The organism is Parachryseolinea silvisoli, from assembly GCF_021190955.1.
GTDB classification, from domain to species: Bacteria; Bacteroidota; Bacteroidia; order Cytophagales; family Cyclobacteriaceae; genus Ohtaekwangia; species Ohtaekwangia silvisoli.
The window spans coordinates 31,617-51,882 of sequence record NZ_JAIOAO010000005.1; the positions used below are offsets into that span (position 1 = coordinate 31,617).

At 53.2% G+C, this 20,266-nt stretch carries 13 protein-coding genes; 1 reads left to right on the forward strand and 12 read right to left on the reverse strand.

Annotation, left to right across the window (positions count from 1 at the left end; all coding sequences use genetic code 11):
- Position 1: 1 nt before the first annotated feature.
- From K7P01_RS25490 to K7P01_RS25545, 12 genes are all read right to left on the reverse strand, one after another.
- Positions 2-1,426, reverse strand: coding sequence for a RagB/SusD family nutrient uptake outer membrane protein (locus tag K7P01_RS25490; protein ID WP_267297421.1), 1,425 nt, complete (start codon positions 1,424-1,426; stop codon positions 2-4).
- 9 nt (positions 1,427-1,435) lie between these two features.
- On the reverse strand, positions 1,436-4,678 hold the full coding sequence (locus K7P01_RS25495; RefSeq protein ID WP_267297422.1) for a SusC/RagA family TonB-linked outer membrane protein: 3,243 nt from the start codon (positions 4,676-4,678) through the stop codon (positions 1,436-1,438).
- Positions 4,679-4,806: 128 nt separating this feature from the next.
- Entirely contained in the window at positions 4,807-5,934 is a 1,128-nt protein-coding gene (locus K7P01_RS25500; protein ID WP_267297423.1) for a FecR family protein, read from the reverse strand.
- Between the two features lie 330 nt (positions 5,935-6,264).
- Positions 6,265-6,705, reverse strand: a complete 441-nt coding sequence (locus K7P01_RS25505) for a hypothetical protein (RefSeq protein ID WP_267297424.1) — start codon at positions 6,703-6,705, stop codon at positions 6,265-6,267.
- Positions 6,706-6,736: 31 nt separating this feature from the next.
- On the reverse strand, positions 6,737-7,180 hold the full coding sequence (locus K7P01_RS25510; RefSeq protein ID WP_267297425.1) for a hypothetical protein: 444 nt from the start codon (positions 7,178-7,180) through the stop codon (positions 6,737-6,739).
- 20 nt (positions 7,181-7,200) lie between these two features.
- Positions 7,201-8,436, reverse strand: coding sequence for an MFS transporter (locus K7P01_RS25515; RefSeq protein ID WP_397311141.1), 1,236 nt, complete (start codon positions 8,434-8,436; stop codon positions 7,201-7,203).
- A gap of 30 nt (positions 8,437-8,466) precedes the next feature.
- Positions 8,467-8,850 (reverse strand): hypothetical protein, encoded by a 384-nt coding sequence (locus K7P01_RS25520; protein ID WP_267297427.1) that lies wholly within the window; start codon positions 8,848-8,850, stop codon positions 8,467-8,469.
- 130 nt (positions 8,851-8,980) lie between these two features.
- A complete protein-coding gene (locus tag K7P01_RS25525) occupies positions 8,981-10,639 on the reverse strand; it encodes a RagB/SusD family nutrient uptake outer membrane protein (RefSeq protein ID WP_267297428.1) in 1,659 nt (552 codons plus the stop codon).
- A gap of 13 nt (positions 10,640-10,652) precedes the next feature.
- Positions 10,653-14,045 (reverse strand): SusC/RagA family TonB-linked outer membrane protein, encoded by a 3,393-nt coding sequence (locus tag K7P01_RS25530; RefSeq protein ID WP_267297429.1) that lies wholly within the window; start codon positions 14,043-14,045, stop codon positions 10,653-10,655.
- Between the two features lie 27 nt (positions 14,046-14,072).
- Positions 14,073-15,122, reverse strand: coding sequence for a FecR domain-containing protein (locus tag K7P01_RS25535; RefSeq protein WP_267297430.1), 1,050 nt, complete (start codon positions 15,120-15,122; stop codon positions 14,073-14,075).
- 210 nt (positions 15,123-15,332) lie between these two features.
- Positions 15,333-15,935: an RNA polymerase sigma factor gene (locus tag K7P01_RS25540; RefSeq protein ID WP_267297431.1), complete on the reverse strand. Its 603-nt coding sequence runs from the start codon at positions 15,933-15,935 to the stop codon at positions 15,333-15,335.
- Positions 15,936-16,194: 259 nt separating this feature from the next.
- Positions 16,195-17,331, reverse strand: a complete 1,137-nt coding sequence (locus tag K7P01_RS25545) for a cysteine desulfurase family protein (protein WP_267297432.1) — start codon at positions 17,329-17,331, stop codon at positions 16,195-16,197.
- Between the two features lie 354 nt (positions 17,332-17,685).
- Between K7P01_RS25545 and K7P01_RS25550 the strand changes: the two genes are divergently transcribed.
- A complete protein-coding gene (locus tag K7P01_RS25550) occupies positions 17,686-20,079 on the forward strand; it encodes a carbohydrate-binding protein (RefSeq protein ID WP_267297433.1) in 2,394 nt (797 codons plus the stop codon).
- The last annotated feature ends 187 nt before the right edge of the window (positions 20,080-20,266 follow it).

Genomic DNA, 20,266 nt, shown 5'->3' on the forward strand with positions numbered 1-20,266 from the left:
ATCAGTTAGTATATCCTTCATTCTGCGGCTCCAGCTTACGGTTTTTTCGAATCTCCCCTTCCGGCACCGGATAGAGGACGTCTGTTGCATCCCACGTCTTGCCTTCGATGCCGCTGAGGACAGCGCCCGCCGCTCCGGTGCGAATCAGGTCGAACCAACGATGCCCTTCGGTAAATAGCTCGACACGACGCTCCTGCGCGACACGCTCCAGCACCAGGTCTTGCGTCCACGCAATGCCCAGATCTGCCAGGCGTGGTAATCCGGCGCGTACACGGATCACGTCCAGATCGGCGATGGCCCCGTCGAAGTCACCCAGATGTGCCCGCGCTTCCGCGCGGATCAGGTATTGCTCCGCCAGTCGGAATTCGATGTGATATTCAAGTCCTCCCCCCTCTTCCACTTTCGTATACAGATACCGGTATTTATAAGGGTAATAAATCATATCCGTGCCATCGAGTGTTGTTATGCCGATCCATTGCGTACGGACATCATCGGGTTCCATCGCTTCTAACACGGTGGGCCGGAGGTAAACGTCGTTCAGTGTCTGGAACACCTGCGCTTCCCAGGTGCCGGCGAACGTACTGATTAAAATCTGTTTTACCTGCCAGATCGCTTCGCGACTGTCGTAGTTAAAGACCGCGTCGGGCGCGGGTAGCTCGAATAACTCCGCACGCGCGATTACGCTGTCGGCTTCCCTTGCCGCCTGACTCCACCGGTTGCGGTATAAGGCCATCCGTGCGCACAGCGCATGCGCCGCCGAGGTTGTGGGCAGAGTACGTTCTTCTTCGTAAGACGTCTCAAAATCTCGCGGTAACAATCTTGACGCCTGCTCCAGATCCCATTCAATCAACGCATAGATGGAATCGACCGGTTCCCGTTGTAGCGTGAGATTCACACGATAGTCTGTGCTGGTTACTTTCGGCAAGTCTCCAAAGAGGTTGACCAGGTAAAAGTAGCACAGGGCGCGTACAAAGTGGGCCTGTCCCTGCAACGAGCGACGTACGGGAGCACTCACCCCTTCGCTGTTCGCCAGGCCTTCCAACACATCATTGGCCTGGTAAATAAACTTATATCCCGGCTGCCATAGATAGTTCAACAGGTAAAATTCCCCGGCAGATAGCTGATTTTCTTCAAACCCGCCATAAGAATAAAGGGCCGAATTCGTAAACTCATCGGCCGAGAGTCCCGTCAGCATCTGTATACCGGCGCTGTTAAAGTAGGGAAGCTCGGTCATCTTGGCATAGATGCCGACCACAGACGCGGTAGCCGTGGCGTCGTCCCGGTAGACCGAAGGGCCGGTAACTTCTGTCTTAGGTGTATCTACATCCACAAAGTCGGCACATGCCGTAGCCAACAGGACCGGCAACACCAGAACCAGCAGATTATATCCGGTGCGGCGAAAGGATAACGATGTATCTGTATTCATAGCGTTGTATTAAAAAGTAACCTGTATACCCGCAGCGACCGATCGCAACGGCGGCAATGATAGGGGCTGTGCATTTTCCGGATCGTACCCGATATAGTCGGTAAAGGTTAGTAAGTTCTGACCCTGTACATACAACCGCAGCTTTTGCAGGTGCAGCCGGTGCAAGAACGCATCGGTAAAATTATAGGACAGCGAGGCCGTCTTTAATCGGATAAACGAGCCGTCTACCACGATGCCATCCGACCCTGTACGATAGGTGATCCATGGGTTTCCACCGGAAGCATTTTGAGAAAATCGTTGGACGTCGGTAACATCGCCATCCTGACGCCAGCGCCCCATGACCTCTGTAGGCTGGTTGGATGAACGACCTCCCGCCAGACCAGGCCAGGACCGCATATACGAAAACGCGGTCTGATCGACAAACTGCACTAGAAAATCAAGGCGGAAGGCACCGTATGTAATCGTATTCTGTATACCTCCAAAACAGCGTACGCCAAGATCGCGGGTTAACTGCAGGTCTTCGGAATCATACGATCCGCTGTCATCCCTGTCGTCAAATGTATACAAGCCTGTTGCCGGATCGACACCTGTCGAATGGAAACGTTTTATGAGTCCCATGGACTTTCCGGTCACGTAGGTGTCGGCATATTCTGAGTTTGCCAGGTCATCGTACTGCACCAGCCGCGATCGTGGGAAGGATACATTCACCGATGCAGACCAGTTGAGCTTGTCGTTCGCCACGGGAACGGCATTGACCAATAACTCCAAACCCGAGTTTTGTACGACTGCCGGCTGATTGTCCACAATAGAGGAGAACCCGGTATAATCCGGAAGGTTCCTGCCCACCAGCTGCTCAGACGTGCGGTTTCGATACACGGCAGCATCGACCATCAGCCGGTTATTCCAAACCCCGACGTTCAGCCCTACTTCAAGCTTGACGGTCTTTGGCCACGAATACCGCGGATTATACAGACGTACGGGATAGATCGAGGCTTGACTCGGATATTGGTAGTCGGTAGGTTTGGACGTAGACAAAAACTGATAATCTCCAATCTGATCACTTCCCGATGTGCCCGCGCTGGCACGAATCTTTCCAAACGACAGCCAGGGCAAGCTGTTGCCAATGAAGGACTCTTGTGTGAAGATCCAGCCAGCCCCTACCGCGGCGAACGTCGAAAGCTGATTGTCGGGCCCGAACCGGCTGGAAGCATCGCGCCGGGCGGTCAGGTTGATAATATACCGCTTGTCCCAGTTCACATTTAACCGCCCAAACAGGGCGTTGTATTTATACTGTGCGTACACGGGTTCCTGCACGGTCACCTCCCCCGCGAGGTTAAGATTTTCCAGCCAGGCATCGCTCTCGAAACCCTCCGCGACCAGCGTGGTGCTCTCCTTGAGAGATCGTAGGAACGTGGTACCCACAAATGCCTTCACTTCGGCTTTACGCCAATGCGTCAAATACTCCACCTGCGGCTCGGCCAGCCACGTCGTGACTTGCGGCCGCGCCGTAGCGGTGGAACCCGTGCGAAATTGTAGGGACGTATTTTGGCTTGCAATGGGTATGACCGAAACCTGGCGCATGTCCACGTAAGTATACCCAACATCGGTCTTGATCGACAATCCTTTCACTACCTCATACCCCACGCCTACGCGGGTGACAAGGGTGTTGGCATCGCTCTCAAAAGACTGTAATAACTGCGCGTAGGGATTGCCCCAGGTGGCCCCCGGCTGCCAGTTCAGGTCACCTTCGGCGGTATAAATTGGCGGCGCAATCGGTACGAGTGAGATAGCATCGAGCGTCAGATCACTGGCCGGTTGCTTATTGTTGTCACGGGTATAATTCGCCGACAACTCCAACCGTAACTTGTCATTGTTGGATTTATGCGTGAGGGTAAACAAGGCAGCACCCCGCGTGTAACCCAGATCAAAACCTTTCGGAAATACGCTGCCTTCGCGGTAGTACGTACCACCGAAGAGGAAACGCGTGCGCTTTTCACCGCCGCTAATCGTCAGGCTGGCATTGGTGACACGGGCCCGGCCGCCGATGAGCTCTTTCTGCCAGTCTGTATACCGTGTTGTATCCCACCGCATCAAGTCGCGGGCATTCGTGGGCGTCATGGTCACGCCATCGTTTTTAAAGGCTTCCCGCCGCATGGTTAAATACTGCTGCGTGTTAAGCAGGTCCATCTTATGCGGCACTTCGTTAAACCCGGTATACACGTTCATATCTACCCGCGTATCCCCGGTCGCTCCCCGCCGCGTGGTAATCAGCACCACGCCATTCGCCCCAAGGGCACCGTATATTGCAGTGGCATCGGCATCCTTCAACACGTCGATGCGCTCGATGGCATTGGGATTAATCGTGGCCAACGGGCTGGCATCCACTCCCAGAATGTTCCCGCTTACCCAAGCTGACGAATATGATGTCGAAGGAAAAGGCACGCCATCAATAATATACAACGGCGTATTGTATTCATCGCGTAAATTATTCCTTCCCCGCACGGCGATATTATATCCTGAGCCAGGAATACCCGACACCTGCTGTATGTATACGCCGGCCATACGGCCCTGCATCGCCTGCAAAGGATTGTAAATCGTTTGTCCCTGAATATCTTTTTCCGTCATGCTGGAAATATTCCCCACCGACTCCTTTTTATCCACTTTATAATATCCGGCGTTGATGGATACGGCCTCGAGCTGCGTCGGCTCGAGCTCCACATCAAACTTCGTCGTATTGTCTACTTTGATCTCCCGCGGCAACAGCGATGTAAACGAGAATACCAACACGTCGTCACTCAGGGCGTCAAGCTCGAACTGCCCGTTTTTATCCGTTTGGGTCACGCGGTCTGTACCTTTTACCAGCACATTCACCATCTCCAACGGCTCATGGGTTCCCCGCTCCGTAACACGTCCCCGCACCTTCAACAGCACCGGCTTCTTAAACACAATAATATTCCGGTTACTCTCCGTAAAATCCAGGTACGTTCCCACCAACACACTATCCAACGCCTGCGCCACGGTAAACCGCCCCTCCGGCACCTGTACATCCTTATATACATCCACCAACCCGGGTTGGTACACAAACAGCAAGCCCGTCTTCTGCTGGATCTGCCGGAAGGCCTGGGCCAGTGGCATCTTGCGTGCTGTCAGTGTAACATAGGTGGTTTGAAGTGCATCCTGCCCGTGTACGGTGACCGTGGCGGTCATCAGCGTACACCAGGTAAGGGCTGTAACAACAGTAAAGAAGCGCATAGGGGTAATAGCGTTTTTTACCACCTGGCGATACGCCAGGTGCAGGTACCGTAACTCAGGAAAAAATTGCAGTGGCTGGATGGATTACGGCTGCAACCGCAAAAAAAACACTAAAAAAGTAGAACAGGCTAACGGCAACTGCCATCTTCCAGCGTTACTTTCCGGCCGTCATCACTGACCTGATAACGCATGCCATACGCTTGCGCTACCGCGCCAATGACATCTTCCAGCGGCGCCGCGTCCGAGAAGGTGGCAGTAAGCGGACAGTCTTTCAACGACTGCCGCTGCAACACGACTTCGACACCGTAAACATCATGGATATCGCGCAACACTTCTTCGAGACGGGTGTCTTCAAAGGTCAAAAACCGCTTGCGCCAATCTTCGGTCTGGTCGAGGTTGGCTTCCTGCACGAGAAATTCGTGGGTATCGAGCGCGATGGAGATCTGCTCGTGCGGGCGCACCAGACTGTATACTTCTTCTTCACTGCCGACCTGCACCAGGCCGCGCATGACCGTAACCTTCACGTTGTTTGCACCGGGATACGCGCGTACATTAAAGGCGGTGCCCAGCACTTTCACGGTAATGCCGTTCGCATGAATGATAAACGGCTTCTTGGGGTCGTGGTGTACATCGAAATAGGCCTCCCCGCGCAGGGTCACTTCGCGGTGGTCATCACCAAAAGTATGGGCCACCTGCAGCTCCGTGCCTTTGTTTAAGGTCACGGCGGTCTTGTCGGACAGCCGTACAAAATGTTTACCGGTATACAACGTAAAGTCGGCTGCGGGCTTCTCCGTCTCCGAAGGTGCCGGCCCGGTGGTACGCCCGGCGATCCGATCGCTGTCGCTGTGCTGGGTCAGCCACCAAAAGGCGACCACGGCGATCAGCGCCGCGACGGTGGCCGCGACCAGGTAAATACGTTTAAATTCGGGTTGGGGCCGGAAGTGGATGATCTCTTCGATAATATCATTGTCACCCTGGGGGGTCGGTTGGGCATGCATCACCGGCATACGTCCCTCCAGGATCTCCTCGGGACCGCGGCGGGCACGGGCTTCTGTCACTTCGCCGGGGGCGACGCCGCTCGTGCTATAGAGACCAAAAGGGTTATCCAGATTCTTGCGCTGCAAGCGATAGAGCTCCTTCTGCATGATCTCATCGATCACATCGGTTTCCAATAACCGGTTAACTTCATCGCGCTCCCGGGCAGTGGCGGTACCTTCCAGAAAGCGTTTAACCAACTCGTGTAATCTCTTCTGCATAAGACGCAGACTTATATTGCGGGAGTCTGCAGCCGTGTTTTATATCATACAATTCCAATCACCTGTCACCTAATCATATCACGCACGCGCACATTCCTGACAGTCAAATGAACCGATACATCGATCCATAGATAAGACCCCGGCGGGGTATACTGGTATAAGAAATTTAAGAAAAAATTCGGTCTTTTTGCAAACGTCTGTTAAATCTCGGGAAAACCATGATAAAAAATCACTTCGATAGTATATTTTACCAACTTTATACAGCAAATTAGTTACAGAAAACGTAACAATCTTGAGTTTTAAGGAAATATATCTTTACTCAAGATCACATTATGACGGCATAACGACCGGTTTCTGCTTCTTTGCCGTTTTCTTCGAAAAAAGCGCTTTAAACCAATTCCGCTTGGGTGCCGGCGGCGGGGTCTCCTTGTGCAGCGTGCGCCACCCGCTCAATTCAAACAATACCGCCGCATCGCGCGACGCCCACACCGGGGTCTCGAGATTGCGGTAGAAAGTATAGATAAAGTTGTGGCCTTTGCGCTGCACGGTATCCTGCCCCTTGCGGGTATATAAAATCACGTGGTCGTTCTGCTTTACATCGCACGGTTGAAACCAATGGGTTTGCATCACCTGGTTGGAAATATATTTCTCGTGGCGGTAATTCGAATCGGATACCAGGAAATACATCAGGTTGCAATCCTCCAGCACGGTAAACTCGATCCGCTCGGTTTCCAGCCCGGAGTCTGCGATATAATCCATCTTCATTTTCATAAGCAAAGCCCGTTATACAGTCCTATAGATTTTATGATTCCAATGCTTCCCGCAGCGACTCCACGTAGCCGATGTCCAGTCGTTGAAAGGCTGCCGCCGGATGATCCCGGAAAAGTGCCTCCTTGCCCAGCCCGGCCGCCGTCCGGAACGCCGCGTACACAGGCAACAGCTTGCGGTGGCGCGTCACGCCATACGTCAACATGGTTGCCTTCCACGTCAAAAAATACCATTCCATCGAAGGCTGGTGGTAGACCATCAGCTTGCGTTTGTCAAAAACGACGGTGGTCACTTGCCCTTCCCGGACCTGGTCCATCTCGACCACTTTCTGGAAGATTATCTGAAACACCATCAGGGGAATATACGTCGACATCGCCCGCACCACCACCGTGTCGGGATGCCCGGCGACCGTGCAGATGTCGGCCTGCGGGTAACGGCGTACAATCGTCAATGAATATCCGTCTACTTGCTCGTACATGACTCTAAAACCTTCTAAAGTTAACGTTTTTTTCCTTCGATGTTGGGTAACAGCCCGGTCACGATACCGATCAACGGCAGAAAGGCACAGAGCTGAAACACATAACCAATGCTGGTCAGGTCGGCCAGCCGGCCCAGCACCGCCGAGCCCAGTCCGCCCATGCCGAACGCAAAGCCAAAGAACAGCCCCGCAATCATGCCCACCTTGCCCGGCATTAGCTCCTGCGCATACACCAGGATGGCCGAAAAAGCCGAGGCAATGATAAACCCGATGATCACCGACAGCACCACCGTCCAGACCAGCGGCACATACGGCAACGCCAGCGTAAAAGGCGCCGCCCCCAGGATCGAGATCCAGATGATATACTTCCGCCCGAAGCGGTCGCCCAGCGGGCCGCCCAGCAACGTTCCCGCCGCCACGGCCGCCAGGAATATAAACAGGTACACCTGCGACTGTTGCACCGGGAGCTTGAACTTATCGATCAGAAAGAACGTGAAATAGTTGGTCATGCTGGCCATGTAGAAATACTTCGAAAAGATCAGCACCAGCAAAATGCCGATGGCGAAGAACACCTGGCGCCGCGTGAATCCCGGACGCAAATCGCCCACCGCGGCCGCCGCCTTCTTGGCCCGCAGGAAGAGGTGCCCCTTGTACCAGTCCCCTATTTTCCAGAGGATCACCATCGCCAGCAATGCCGCCACCGAAAACCACAACACGTGCACCTGCCCGTGCGGCACCACGATCAGCGCCGCCAGCAGAGGCCCCAGGGCACTGCCGGCATTGCCACCCAGCTGAAACACCGACTGCGCCAGTCCACGCCGTCCACCGGACGCCAAATGCGCCACCCGCGAAGATTCGGGGTGAAACACCGACGACCCCATGCCGATCAGCGCCACCGACACCAGCACCCAGCCAAAACTGGACGCAAATGCCAGGGCTACCAACCCGATCAGGGTAAAGCCCATACCGACCGACAGCGAATAAGGTCGCGGCGTGCGATCCGTATAAAAGCCCACAAACGGCTGCAACAGCGACGCCGTAAGCTGGAACGTAAGCGTAATCAAACCGATTTGAGTAAACGACAGGTGGAAGCTGTCCTTGATCAGCGGGTACACCGCCGGAATCACGGCCTGCATCATGTCGTTGAGCAGGTGTGAAAAGCTAATCGTAAAAAGAATCGAAAAAACCGTCTTTTGGGCCGCCTCCGCACTACCTGTCGGATTCGCCGCTGTAGAAATCTCTGCCATCCGTTCCATACCGGGGGCAAAAATACACGTTTCGGCGGGTTAGCCCTCCATTTCCGATTCTTCCTTTTTTACCAGAATCCGCTCTTTTTTCAGGTCAATCCGGATTATGGCGTACAGGCTCATATAGATGTTGGCGATCCAGACCAGGGCAAAGCCGGCCAGGATATAGCCGCGCCAGTCGGGCAGCAACAGGTGGAAGCGGGTGAAGAACAGGGCGCCGATAGTCACATAGTGGCTAAAGCAGTACTCGCAGGTGAAAAGGTAGAAGAACTTCCGGGTTACGAGCATCCGGCTTTCCTTGCTGCGCCGCACGCAATATTCGTGCGGTTCGTGAAAGATCTCCTCGTGGGTAACGGTCCAGGCCACACAGGCGATGGGCAGTGGGAGGACAAAAAGCCAGATGAGCTGGGTGTATAGATCCATGGAGCCAGGTTTTTCAAGCTGTGTGGGGTAAAAAACTCTGCCTGGCCATCCTAAAAAATAAAGGCTGTCTGTTTCCAGGCAGCCTTTATTAGATCGACATCAAGTTCTTATGTCAACGTTTCAGGACACGTTATTTAATATAACCGTCGTTTTGATCGAGGTTCGGGTTCAGTGTTCGCTGGCGTTGCGGCACGGCAAAGAGTTCACGCGTGATGGCCGTCGGCGCGTGATCCCACCAGGATGCAGTGGTGAATTTACCAAAACGGATCAGGTCCTGACGGCGGAAGCCTTCGAAGATAAACTCGCGGCCTCTTTCGGCCAGAAGCTCGTCCAGGGTCAGCGTGGCGATGGTATACGCATGGGTCGGCCAGGTATCATCGGTGAACGCACGTTTCTTACACGTGTTGATCAGATCGACAGCGTCCTGGTTGGCGATGTTTCCGTTCTTACGCATCAACGCCTCTGCTTTTGCAAAATAGATCCAGGTAAGGCGGTATACATTCCAATCTGTACTGTTATAGAATGGATTACCATTAGCAGCACTGACTGTTGGCGCCACGCCCAGTTTGTATTTATTGAAACGAACGCCACTATTCTCTTCACCGTTCAGCATGTTAGAGACCAAATTTTCAGGATCTGTTCCATTCGCCTCGGCCTCTTTGTTTTTGCGAATGTTATCGACGAAAACAAGCGGTTGGTTGGCATACTCGTAACGGCCCTGTACAGGCGTATCGGTGGTACCATACTTGTATTGAGGACCTTCCAGCAACCATTCGGTTTTACGAAGGTCGTCATCATTGTATGTAGTATATACTCCCGGAACGAGCACTACGCCGTCGTTACCATCGCGGGTTCCACCATAAATGGCTTTTTGATCAAAATAAAAGAAGTCGGCGGGGAATGGCGGCGCATTATTGGACGTTTGCGTGTTGTATGTAATGGCAAACAACACTTCCTTCGACTTATGATTGTCGGGCTTGAATTGATCCGTGATGTTGGGATCAAGCTCCATCGCACCGTTCTGACCACCGGCGGCACTGCTGATAAGCTTATCGGCCGCCGCGATACAATCGTCCCAACGCGGGGTACCCGTCCATTTTTCTGCATTGAGATACAATTCTACTAACATAGCATAGCCCCCGGCTTGCGACATCCGGCCTGCCATGGCCGCGGACAGCGGTGGAACGTTATTGATGTTATCCAGGATCTCCTTTTCGATGTAAGCGAAAACCTCGGCGCGTGAACGCGTTTTAGGGCTGACTTCGCCTATGCTGGCAGGAATCGGCACATTACCCCACAAGTCCATGATCTTGAGATAGTGAAGCGCACGCAGCAGTTTAAGCTCGCCGATAAAGGCGGCTTTTTCCGCTTCGGTGATGCCCATCTGCTCGATGCTTCTCTTCTCGAGATTGTCAATGGGGTCGGTGCATAGACCCAGGCCCCACCACATTAAACGCCAGGGCCCCCAAACCACGTCATCATCTTCCGTCCACGTGTGGTAGTGCAGGCGAACCCATTGAAAACCATCCTGACCGTGAATACCTTTTACGGGCCAGGCCAACTGATCCGCCGAAAGCTCGGATACACGCCACCAGCCTACCTGCCCGGAGGAGGTAATCCACGCGGAGGCATGGGTATAGGGGCGCAACACGGCAGACAACACTTCATTTTTATTGCCATAGAATTCGTCTGTGACAATCGTATCGTACATGTTCTCTTCGAGATCGGTGCAGGCATTGGCACTTATTACGAGCAGCGCCAATACATAGTATTTGAAATATTTCTTCATTGCGTTTGTCCTTTTAGAATCCGACATTAAGACCTACCATAAACGAGCGTGTGCTGGGGTACGGGCCGCGGCCGTCAACGCCCGGGGCAACACCGGTGTCTTGCACAAAGTCAGGATCATTGCCTTTGTATTTGGTCATGATGGCCAGGTTCTGGCCTGCTACATATACACGCAGGCTACGGATGTAGTTGGACGACTGGAGATCAAATTTATAGCCGAGGGCTACTTCATCCAGTTTGAAGAAGTTACCGTTTTCAAGATAATAGTCAGAATACTGGTAGGTATCATTCAGCTGAGCATGCTCTTCAAATGCGCTATTCAACAAATTACCCCCTGTGAACGCTTTTGTACCATAGCTCATTTCCATGGTATTGAGGATTTGATAGTCGAAGCGGCCACGCATGAACACGCGCAGGTCGAATCGCTTGTAGATAAAGGTGTTCGTCCACGACAGGTAATATTTCGGAATGCCATTACCGATAATAGCGTAGTCAGATTGATTCGGATCAGCTGAATTGGCAATGTCTGCTGCACGCGCTACGCTGCCGTCGCGTTTATAGAACAACCACTTACCATCTTCTGTAAAGCCGGCGAAGCGCTTGCCGTAGAACGCACCGATGGCACCGCCCTCGAATGTACGGATGGCGTCGCCCAACGCACCGGCACCGCCAATCGGAGCAAAGGTTCGGAAGTTAACTTTATAGATATCATCGGAGAATTTCTGCATTTTATTTGACGCATGGCTGGCCGCAAGATCCATTTTCCACTGGAAATTCGCCTTACTCATCACCGTACCGCTTAAGGTCAACTCGATACCATTCGTGGCAATGGTACCCACGTTGGCATTGATCACGTCCGTAATATAGGCTGGCAGCTGGGAGTTATAGCTCCCGATCAGGTCTACTGTGCGACGGTTGTACACATCGATCATACCGGTTAACCTGTTGTTGAACAGGGCGAAATCCAGACCAAAGTTCCATTCTTGTTTCTTCTCCCAGCGCAAGTTGGGGTTGGGATTGCGACTGGGTCCATAGGTTTGTCTCCACACGCCGTCCGGATATCCATAGTTATTACCGGTAGAGAGCGTAACCTTCGAAGCATAGTTCGCAAAGCCGGCATTACCGGTTACACCATACCCTACGCGCAATTTCAAGTCATCCAAGAATCCAAAATCCTGCATGAATTCTTCGCGGCTGATGTTCCAGCCTACCGAGGCAGCGGGGAAGTTACCCCATTTGTTATTCGCGCCGAAACGTGACGAACCCTCGCGGCGCAGGATAAATTGCGCCATGTATTTATCATTAAACGCGTAGTTTACGCGGCCGAAGAATGCAATGAGCGTGTTATCGTTTTTTAAGCTGCTCATCAAAGCCTTGCCCAGGGCGTTCGCGCTACCATTGACGAGGGAGTTGTCTTCCCAACGGTCATTGATGAATCCGGCGTTCTCGGCCTTAAAACCCTCATTGACTTCGTAACGCCAGCTGTACCCGCCTAACAGCGTAACGTTGTGATGCGTAGCAAACTTACGCGTATAATCGATCGTAGGTTCGAATGCATACTTAATAGACTGCTCGGTGTTTTTCTGAGCATAACCACCATTCCGCCATTCTGCCGTGCCGTTCTCTACTGAGTATTCAGAAGCGCGCAATCTGTAAATACCGTCAATCCAATAATTGCGTTGTACCGCGCCAAACAAAGATCCTTTTAATCCAGGGATGGGCTCGATGCTGATTTTACCATCGATTGACGTGGTTTGCTGTTGACGATCAGAAGTTTCCTGCTCCAGACGGGCAAGCTCATTGGTATTGGTGGGTTCGAAATACCACGTGCCATCGTCATTTTTATACCGGCTTGTCGGGTTGCGTACCAACACACTTTCCCAACCACCGCCGGTAATCTGGGTATCCACATTACCACCGCCGAGCAGGTTGGCTTCGTTAAAATTTGTAGCCAGGTTGATGGACGCTAACAGTTTACCGTCAAACGCCTTTTGGTTGAGATTGAATCGCAAGCCATATTGTTCGCGGCTGTTTTCGCGGGCAATACCTTGAAGATCCTGATACGTAAGACTCGCGCGATAGTTTGTATTTTCGGTACCACCCGAAAGTGCCAGGTTGTGATATTGCGACAGGTTATCCTGATTGACAATCTCGTCAAAGCCATCCACCGAAAATCCAAAATCGGTGGGTGTTCCGGGAAGCTCGTTGGCCGCCAATCTTGCGCGGTACTGACCGGCCGTCATAAAATCAGGCCTGCGTTGAACATATTCTCTTCGGAAGTAAGTAGCATAGTCGATGGTCGCCGCCCCTGCTTTTCCTTTTTTAGTCGTTACTAATATTACACCGCCGTTGGCTTGCGTGCCATAGATCGCGGCGGCCGAACCGTCTTTTAAAACATCGATCGACTCGATATCGTCCTGCTGTAACAGATCGAGGTTGCCACCGGGTATACCATCGATGATGACGAGGGGTGCTCTGGATCCGTCGATGGACGTTACACCACGAATGGAAAGCGATACGGAACTGTTGGGATTCGAGCCCTGCACACGGGTTACCGTAAGGCCCGCTACTTTACCTTGTACAAGATCCATCGCGTTACGGGCGCCGGTCTGGCGAAATTGATCTGCCTTTACCGTGGCAACAGACGAGGTTATCTCAGCGCGCTTTTGCGTGCCATACCCTACCACCACGATTTCACTCAGCGACGTGATATCGGGCTGCATTTGTACTTCAATCGTCGTACGGTTCATGATCGGCACTTCCTGGGTGGAATAGCCGATGAATGAAAACACCAGCGTACCATTGCCATCGGGCGCCTCGAGGGTATACCGCCCGGCCGCGTCGGTCACCACGCCGATGGTGGTGCCTTTGACAACCACGTTCACACCCGGCATGTCTTCGCCGAGCTCGGAAAAAACGCGGCCTGTAATGCTAAATACGTTTGATGTCACCGTCGCGCCGTCGGCCTGCCGCAGGTCGGCTGCATGATCGGCATGGCGGGAATGATCTTGAGATGCTGCCTGGTTACGCGAGAGGCGATCCTGAACTTCCGGTGTGATGTTCGAGTTCGCTTTTTCGAGAATAACATAGATGTTATCTACTTTCTTGTAAGTCAGTCCAACAGGCGTAAGAATGCTTTCCAGAATTTCTTCGATGGTGGCGCCTTCCGTGACAGAGGCGTTCACCACAACGAGTTGGATATCCTTACTGTTGAACATGAAGTAAATGCCACGCTTGTCGCGTAATTCCTGCATTACCTTCTTAAGCGGTTTGTAGACCGCCTTCTTCGCTTTCTCTCCGTGCAGGGTCTGCGACGCAGAGGCATAAACTTCTTGTGCTTGCACCAGGCTGAAACAGCCCGTAGCGACAAACGCAAGGAGCAAACTTAAAAGTAGAGCTCTTTTCATTTAGGTTTAGGGGGGTTAAAGGTTTATTTACTCAATCAAAATCCGGTCTCGTCGTCGGATAAACTTCCGGTCGAATACGGTCGATAAGGCGCTCAACAGCGTCTCCAGATTGTTCGTGGGAACAACGCCGGTGATCTCCACGTCCGCCAGCGGTTGATTTTTGATCTCAACCTGCAGGCCATACGTTTCCCGTATGCGAACGGCAATCTCCTCGAGTGTGAGTCCGTCCAGTATCCATACATGATCTTTCCACGCGCTATATACCTTGGGGTTTACGGTTTCGTGCCGAAGCTCCTTGCTTCCGGAAACTTCCACCTTATCACCAGGTTTCATCGCGATATATTGATCATCTACAGCTAATTCGATTCTTCCTTCGTTGAGCACGACGGTTGTTTTATCCCGTTGCGACACGGTAAACTCAGTACCGACTACGTTAACATCCAGGGAACTGGTGTGTACGGTAAATTTGTACCGGCGCGATACGTCGGCCGGATTCGTTTTTTTACGAACCTCAAAATAGGCCTCGCCGCGGAGCCACACTTCGCGGTCGCTGTCCCAATCGTCGCTAAGCTCGAGTCTGGAATTGGCGTTCAGCACCACGAGCGATCCGTCGGGCAATTCGATTTGGCTAGTCTCACCATACTGCGTTTCGTACACCACCGGACCGTGTAAGAAGATATAGGCAGGTATCGCGATGACCAGTACCAGCGCCGACACGATGCCGGCTCTGCGCAACCAACGAACAGAGGAGTACGTACGCCGGGGCAATTCTCTGGCGGGCGCCGGTACAGGAGGTCTGTCAACGGTTTGAGCATTGCTGGCCTTGATACGCTCCCATACATCCTGGGCCATGGCGTGCGCTTCCGGTGCCATGTTGAAATCGATTTCTTGCACCAGGGCGCGTGCTTCTTCTACGACCTGTCGTTTATGGGGATGGTCGTTGAGCCATGTTGCCCAATGCTGTGCCTGTTGCGGGCTGGAATTCTTTACCCACTGCACAAAATCCTTATCGGCAGCAAAATCTTCCACCGAATAGTTTTCGTAATTCATGTCAGGCGTAGGACGGTTCTCGTTCATGGTTTCATGTTGTTAAAGGGTGATGGATTAGTTTTTTACCAGGCGCTTTAAAGAAATTTTTAAAATAGTTATCCTGCCCGGGCCTATAGCGGTCAGGATAAGCGCTTTAAACTCGACAATAATGGAGCACGTCGCCAGGATGGGAATAGATTTATTTCCCAGATTGGTCTAAAAATCTCAGAAAAGAAAAAAGTTTTATGAAAGTGGAGTCTATTCGAGAAAAATCGGCAAACGGTGTGTTTCCGTACTGCCCAGTTCCCTGCGCAGGGTCTGTATGGCGGTATGGATCTGATTATAGACCGTGCGTATACTTAACGACATGATGGCGGCTATCTCCTCATACTCTAACTTACTGAAATACAACAAATAGATTGCTTCCTTTTGCCTGGGCGGGAGATTTTCAATAGCCTCTGCCAACCGGCGGTTTTTCGCGATGCTGGTTTCGGCTTCGATCATATTGACTTCCTGGGAGGCGGTCGCAAGCTCATCATGATGGTAACTATCCGCCACCGCGCGCGATTCCTGGGCAGCCTTGCTTTGCTTCTCCAGCACCTCGATGACACGCCTGCGCAATGACTTGAACAAGTAATACTTAATAGCATTGGTGTCACCCAGCGTTGCGCGATGCTGGAATACGTAAACAAAAAGATCGTGAACACAGTCTTCTACCAGCTGGCGGTTTCGCACGATGTGAAGACCGTAGCTGAATAGCTCGCGTGCATGGCGATTATAGATGAATTCGTAAGCATGGTCGTCCCCTCCTTTAAAGGCTCTCCATATTTCACGATCCGTGCTCGACGAGTAAATATTCATAGAATAATGAAAGCCGGGCTTACTTTCTGTGTGTCAAAAACAACACTTATTCTAGCAATATATACAAAACAATGAATCTGTCAAGTAATCGTCCGCATCAACTTGTTATTTCAGGCTCACCTGCACAACAAGTTTCTCAACCCTGAAATCTTTCGGCGAACAATTCATCTCTTCGGCCAGCATCCAACATGAATCAACCAAAAAAAGTGTGAGCACGACGAAAAAGAATACCCGTATCGCGCTCACACGGTGCACGATATTATGCGGGTATACAACAAAGTTGCTCGAGCGCCCGTACCGCCTGATCGATGTCTTCCACGGTGTTGAAGCGGCTAAACGAAAACCGTACGGAAGCACCTTTACAGGAAGGATACAACGCCTTTAACACGTGCGACCCTCCTGGCTCTCCGCTCGAGCACGCGCTGCCCCCGGATGCCGAGATTCCCTGTTGATCGAGATTAAACAGCAGTTGCCCGCTCTCATCACACTCCGGCAAACAAACATTCAGAATAGTATATAAGCTCCGCTTCAAATCTTCCGAGTCTCCATGAAAGCTCACACCCGGAATCGCTTCGCGTAGTTGCGCGGTCATACGCAACTTCAATGCGCGGATATGGCGTGCATGTGCATCCATGTCGCGGTACGCCAGCTCCAGCGCTTTGGCCATGCCTACGACGCCATATACATTCTCCGTACCCCCACGCATGTTGCGTTCCTGGGCGCCGCCGTGAATGAACGGCTCGATACGTTTCTTCTTCCGCACAAACATAAAGCCCACGCCTTTCGGCCCATGAAACTTATGCGCGCCGGCGGTCATGCCGTCTACTTTTAAGCGGCTCAGGTCGTGGCGAAGGTGACCAACCGTCTGGACAGTATCCGAATGAAACCATGCGTTATAGTAATGACAAAGCTCCCCTGCCCGCTCGATGTCCAGCAGGTTACCGATCTCGTTATTTGCATGCATCAGCGACACCACGGCATGCGGATTTTCTTTCAGCAACGTTTCGAGATCGTCCAGATTGATATGCCCTTTCTCGTCGAGCGTAACATGATGCAGCTTAAACCAGCCCTGACGCGCCAGCACTTCCAACGTATGGCTTACTGCATGATGCTCGATCGGCGAGGTGATAACATGCTGCACGCCGTGCACCTGGATCGCACCGCGCAGCAAAGCATTGTCGGCCTCGGTACCACCGGAGGTAAAGACGATCTCGCCGGGCTCGGCGTTAAGCAGCGATGCGATCTGCTGACGCGCGGACTCCAGCGCGGCACGCGTTTTACGGCCATGGCTGTGGGTAGACGAAGGGTTGCCGAAGTCATTCAGCATATAGGGCTTCATGGCCTCGAATACCTCGGGGTCGAGCGGCGTGGTGGCCGCGTTATCCAAATAGATCATAGACAGTTTTTTGGGTTAATGAGCAGGTTAAATTTACACGCGGCACAGCAACGCAACCGGCGTCGTCAGAAACTTTATTTTATCGCGCTATATAGTTTGGTATTAAACCGGGTAAAGAAATTTTCGTCTCTCGCATAGTATTAGATCAAATTTTATGCGGCAATTTTTTGCGACGTTAGCATACCGGATTAATCGTGTATCCAACACGTTTGCGGCCACAGGTGTTGCCGCTTAATAACTGTACCCCGCCATTCAATAATCGCTTTTCACATTTTTCTGCGGGATACCGACCATTGCGCCGTAGCTGGCCTTTGATCGAATTGTGTTCTCTTTTCTCAACCAAAAAAACACACTATGAAGTTTTCTTTTACAAAATTGACCTGCGCAGCATTTCTCCTGCTCGCGGGAATTACAGCTGGAGCCCAGGATAAAGTATCGCTGGGCACGGTATCCGCATTGAAGAAATCGTTGGTGCCTGGCGCCGGCCAGCGGGGCGCGGCTTCGCTGCAGGCGGCCCTGCCTGGCCGTGCAGGGGTGCAGCTCAACATCAACCACCGCAGCCAGCAGACCAGCGACGACATCATGCTCATCGGAAGCATTCAGGATCAACAGAACAGCACGTTTTTCCTGCACATCCAAAACAACACCTTGCGCGGGAACATCATCCTGAAAGATCAGCGTGTAGCCTACGAGTACATTTCCGATGCCGCCGGCAATGCTTACCTGCAAGCCAAGGACATCGACAAAGTATTGTGCCTCGACTATACGCGTCCCACAAAACCGGAAGCCCGTGCCGCAGCCAGTGAGCCCGGTCCGGTAGCAATGGCGTTGAACAACTTACAAAGCCTGCCCGGCGCCAACGCCGTGGTATTCCTCGACTTCGATGGTTACAACATGCCGGCCGGCACCGGCTGGAACAACGGTAATCCCATCAACGCCGCTGCGTCGGGCATGTCCGATGCGGCTGTACAAGAAACCTGGGAAGTGATCAGCGAAGATTTCCGTCCTTACAACATCAACATTACCACCAGCGAAACGGTCTACAACTCGTACGCGGTAAACCGTCGCCAGCGTTGCGTCTTCACACCGACAAACACCGCCGCTCCCGGCGCCGGTGGCGTGGCCTTCGTGGGTGGCTTCGGCTACCAGGACTGGCCATGCTGGGTATTTGTGCTCAGCGGCAAAGGTGGCGGTGAAGCCGGTGCACACGAGATCGGCCACACCGTAGGCCTCGGCCACGACGGCCGCACCAACCCCAGCGAGGGCTACTTCGCCGGCCACGGCGACTGGGCTCCGATCATGGGCGTAGGCTACTACGAGCCGATCACCCAATGGAGCAAAGGCGAATACAACGCTGCCAACAACAAGGAAGACGACCTGACCGTCATGACGCGCTTCATCCAATTCCGCAACGATGACCACGGCAACGCCTCCAATGCGGCTACCGCATTGGCCGCCGACGCAGCCGGCACCCTGTCCGCACGCACCGGCCTGATCGAGCGCACCGCCGACGTCGACTTCTTCTCGTTCAACACCGGCACAGGCTCCATATCCCTGGACATCAACACCGTATCACGTCACGGCGACCTGGACGTACTCGTACGCCTCTACGAAGGTGCCTCGGGTGCACAGATCGGCACCTTCAACGGCACGGGGCTGAACACACACCTCGACGCTAACCTCACGGCGGGCGTATACTATATTTCCGTAGACGGCACCGGCGCGGGCGACCCCGCCACCAACGGCTACTCCGACTACGCCTCCCTGGGCAGCTATACCATCACCGGTCGCATTGTACCATCTACCGGTACCAACGGTGTGGCCACCTTCTATAAAGATTGTAACTACGGCGGCTATGCGGTATCCCTGCCCGAAGGCAACTACCTCGTAACAGACCTCCAAGCCCGCGGCATTGTGAACGACGACATCTCGTCGCTGCGTGTACAAGCCGGCTACCAGGTAACCTTGTATCTGGATAACAACTACACCGGCACGACGGTCGTGAAGACAGCCGATGACGCCTGTCTCGTAGACGACAACTTCAACGACCTGGCCAGCTCCGTTCGCATTGCACGCACCGCCGGTGCCAGCACCGTGATCGAAGCCGAAAGCTTTACGTCTATGTCGGGCGTTACCAACGAGGCTTGCTCGGAAGGCGGCCAGAGCGTAGGGTACATCGAAACGGGTGACTGGATGGCCTACAGCGGCGTCTCCTTCCCTACCGCCGGCACCTATACCATCGAGTATCGTGTCGCCAGCGAGTCGACCGGAGGACAACTTTCCGTGGATATCAATGCGGGCGCCACGGTATTGGGCTACCGCGACATCCCCGCCACCGGCGGCTGGCAGAACTGGACTACCGTATCACACACGGTAACCGCACCGGCAGGCACCTATAGCCTGGGTCTCTACGCACAAAGCGGCGGCTGGAACATCAACTGGATCCGTATCACGCGCACGGGTGCCGCGGCGACAACCTTTGCCACCACCACCCCGTCGGGCACCTCCGCTGCCCGGGAGCTATCCTCCGTGCAGGTATACCCCAACCCGGTACGCAACGTCCTGACCGTAACGGCATGGGACGGTGGTGACCAGGGCAAGGCCCGCATCGTAGACCAAAACGGTAAAACGACTGAGCTGCAGCTCCAGAACAATTCCGCCGACGTATCGGCGCTGAAGCCGGGCCTGTACATCCTCCAGCTCCAAAACGGCGCAAAACGCGAAGTGAAGAAGTTCATCAAAGAATAACCCTGCCTGCCGGCAGGCCCAAACCCTAACACACAGTGTGAGTGTGAGCGCGAGAGCGAAGAAAACCAGTGTGCTCGTGTTCGCTCTCACGCTCACACTGGTTTAGCCGCCCTTCTTGTATCCTGGCTCCCTTCGATTGCTCCCTCATTCGACGCCAGGACGCAAGAGGGCGTTCGCTCTCACTCCA

Excerpts from the sequence above, each read along its gene's own strand:
- K7P01_RS25490 (WP_267297421.1), bottom strand. The coding sequence starts at position 1,426 with ATGAATACAGATACATCGTTATCCTTTCGCCGCACCGGATATAATCTG.
- K7P01_RS25525 (WP_267297428.1), bottom strand. The coding sequence starts at position 10,639 with ATGAAGAAATATTTCAAATACTATGTATTGGCGCTGCTCGTAATAAGT.
- K7P01_RS25515 (WP_397311141.1), bottom strand. The coding sequence starts at position 8,436 with ATGGAACGGATGGCAGAGATTTCTACAGCGGCGAATCCGACAGGTAGT.
- K7P01_RS25540 (WP_267297431.1), bottom strand. The coding sequence starts at position 15,935 with ATGAATATTTACTCGTCGAGCACGGATCGTGAAATATGGAGAGCCTTT.
- K7P01_RS25500 (WP_267297423.1), bottom strand. The coding sequence starts at position 5,934 with ATGCAGAAGAGATTACACGAGTTGGTTAAACGCTTTCTGGAAGGTACC.
- K7P01_RS25530 (WP_267297429.1), bottom strand. The coding sequence starts at position 14,045 with ATGAAAAGAGCTCTACTTTTAAGTTTGCTCCTTGCGTTTGTCGCTACG.
- K7P01_RS25495 (WP_267297422.1), bottom strand. The coding sequence starts at position 4,678 with ATGCGCTTCTTTACTGTTGTTACAGCCCTTACCTGGTGTACGCTGATG.
- K7P01_RS25535 (WP_267297430.1), bottom strand. The coding sequence starts at position 15,122 with ATGAACGAGAACCGTCCTACGCCTGACATGAATTACGAAAACTATTCG.
- K7P01_RS25510 (WP_267297425.1), bottom strand. The coding sequence starts at position 7,180 with ATGTACGAGCAAGTAGACGGATATTCATTGACGATTGTACGCCGTTAC.
- K7P01_RS25545 (WP_267297432.1), bottom strand. The coding sequence starts at position 17,331 with ATGATCTATTTGGATAACGCGGCCACCACGCCGCTCGACCCCGAGGTA.
- K7P01_RS25505 (WP_267297424.1), bottom strand. The coding sequence starts at position 6,705 with ATGAAAATGAAGATGGATTATATCGCAGACTCCGGGCTGGAAACCGAG.
- K7P01_RS25520 (WP_267297427.1), bottom strand. The coding sequence starts at position 8,850 with ATGGATCTATACACCCAGCTCATCTGGCTTTTTGTCCTCCCACTGCCC.
- K7P01_RS25550 (WP_267297433.1), top strand. The coding sequence starts at position 17,686 with ATGAAGTTTTCTTTTACAAAATTGACCTGCGCAGCATTTCTCCTGCTC.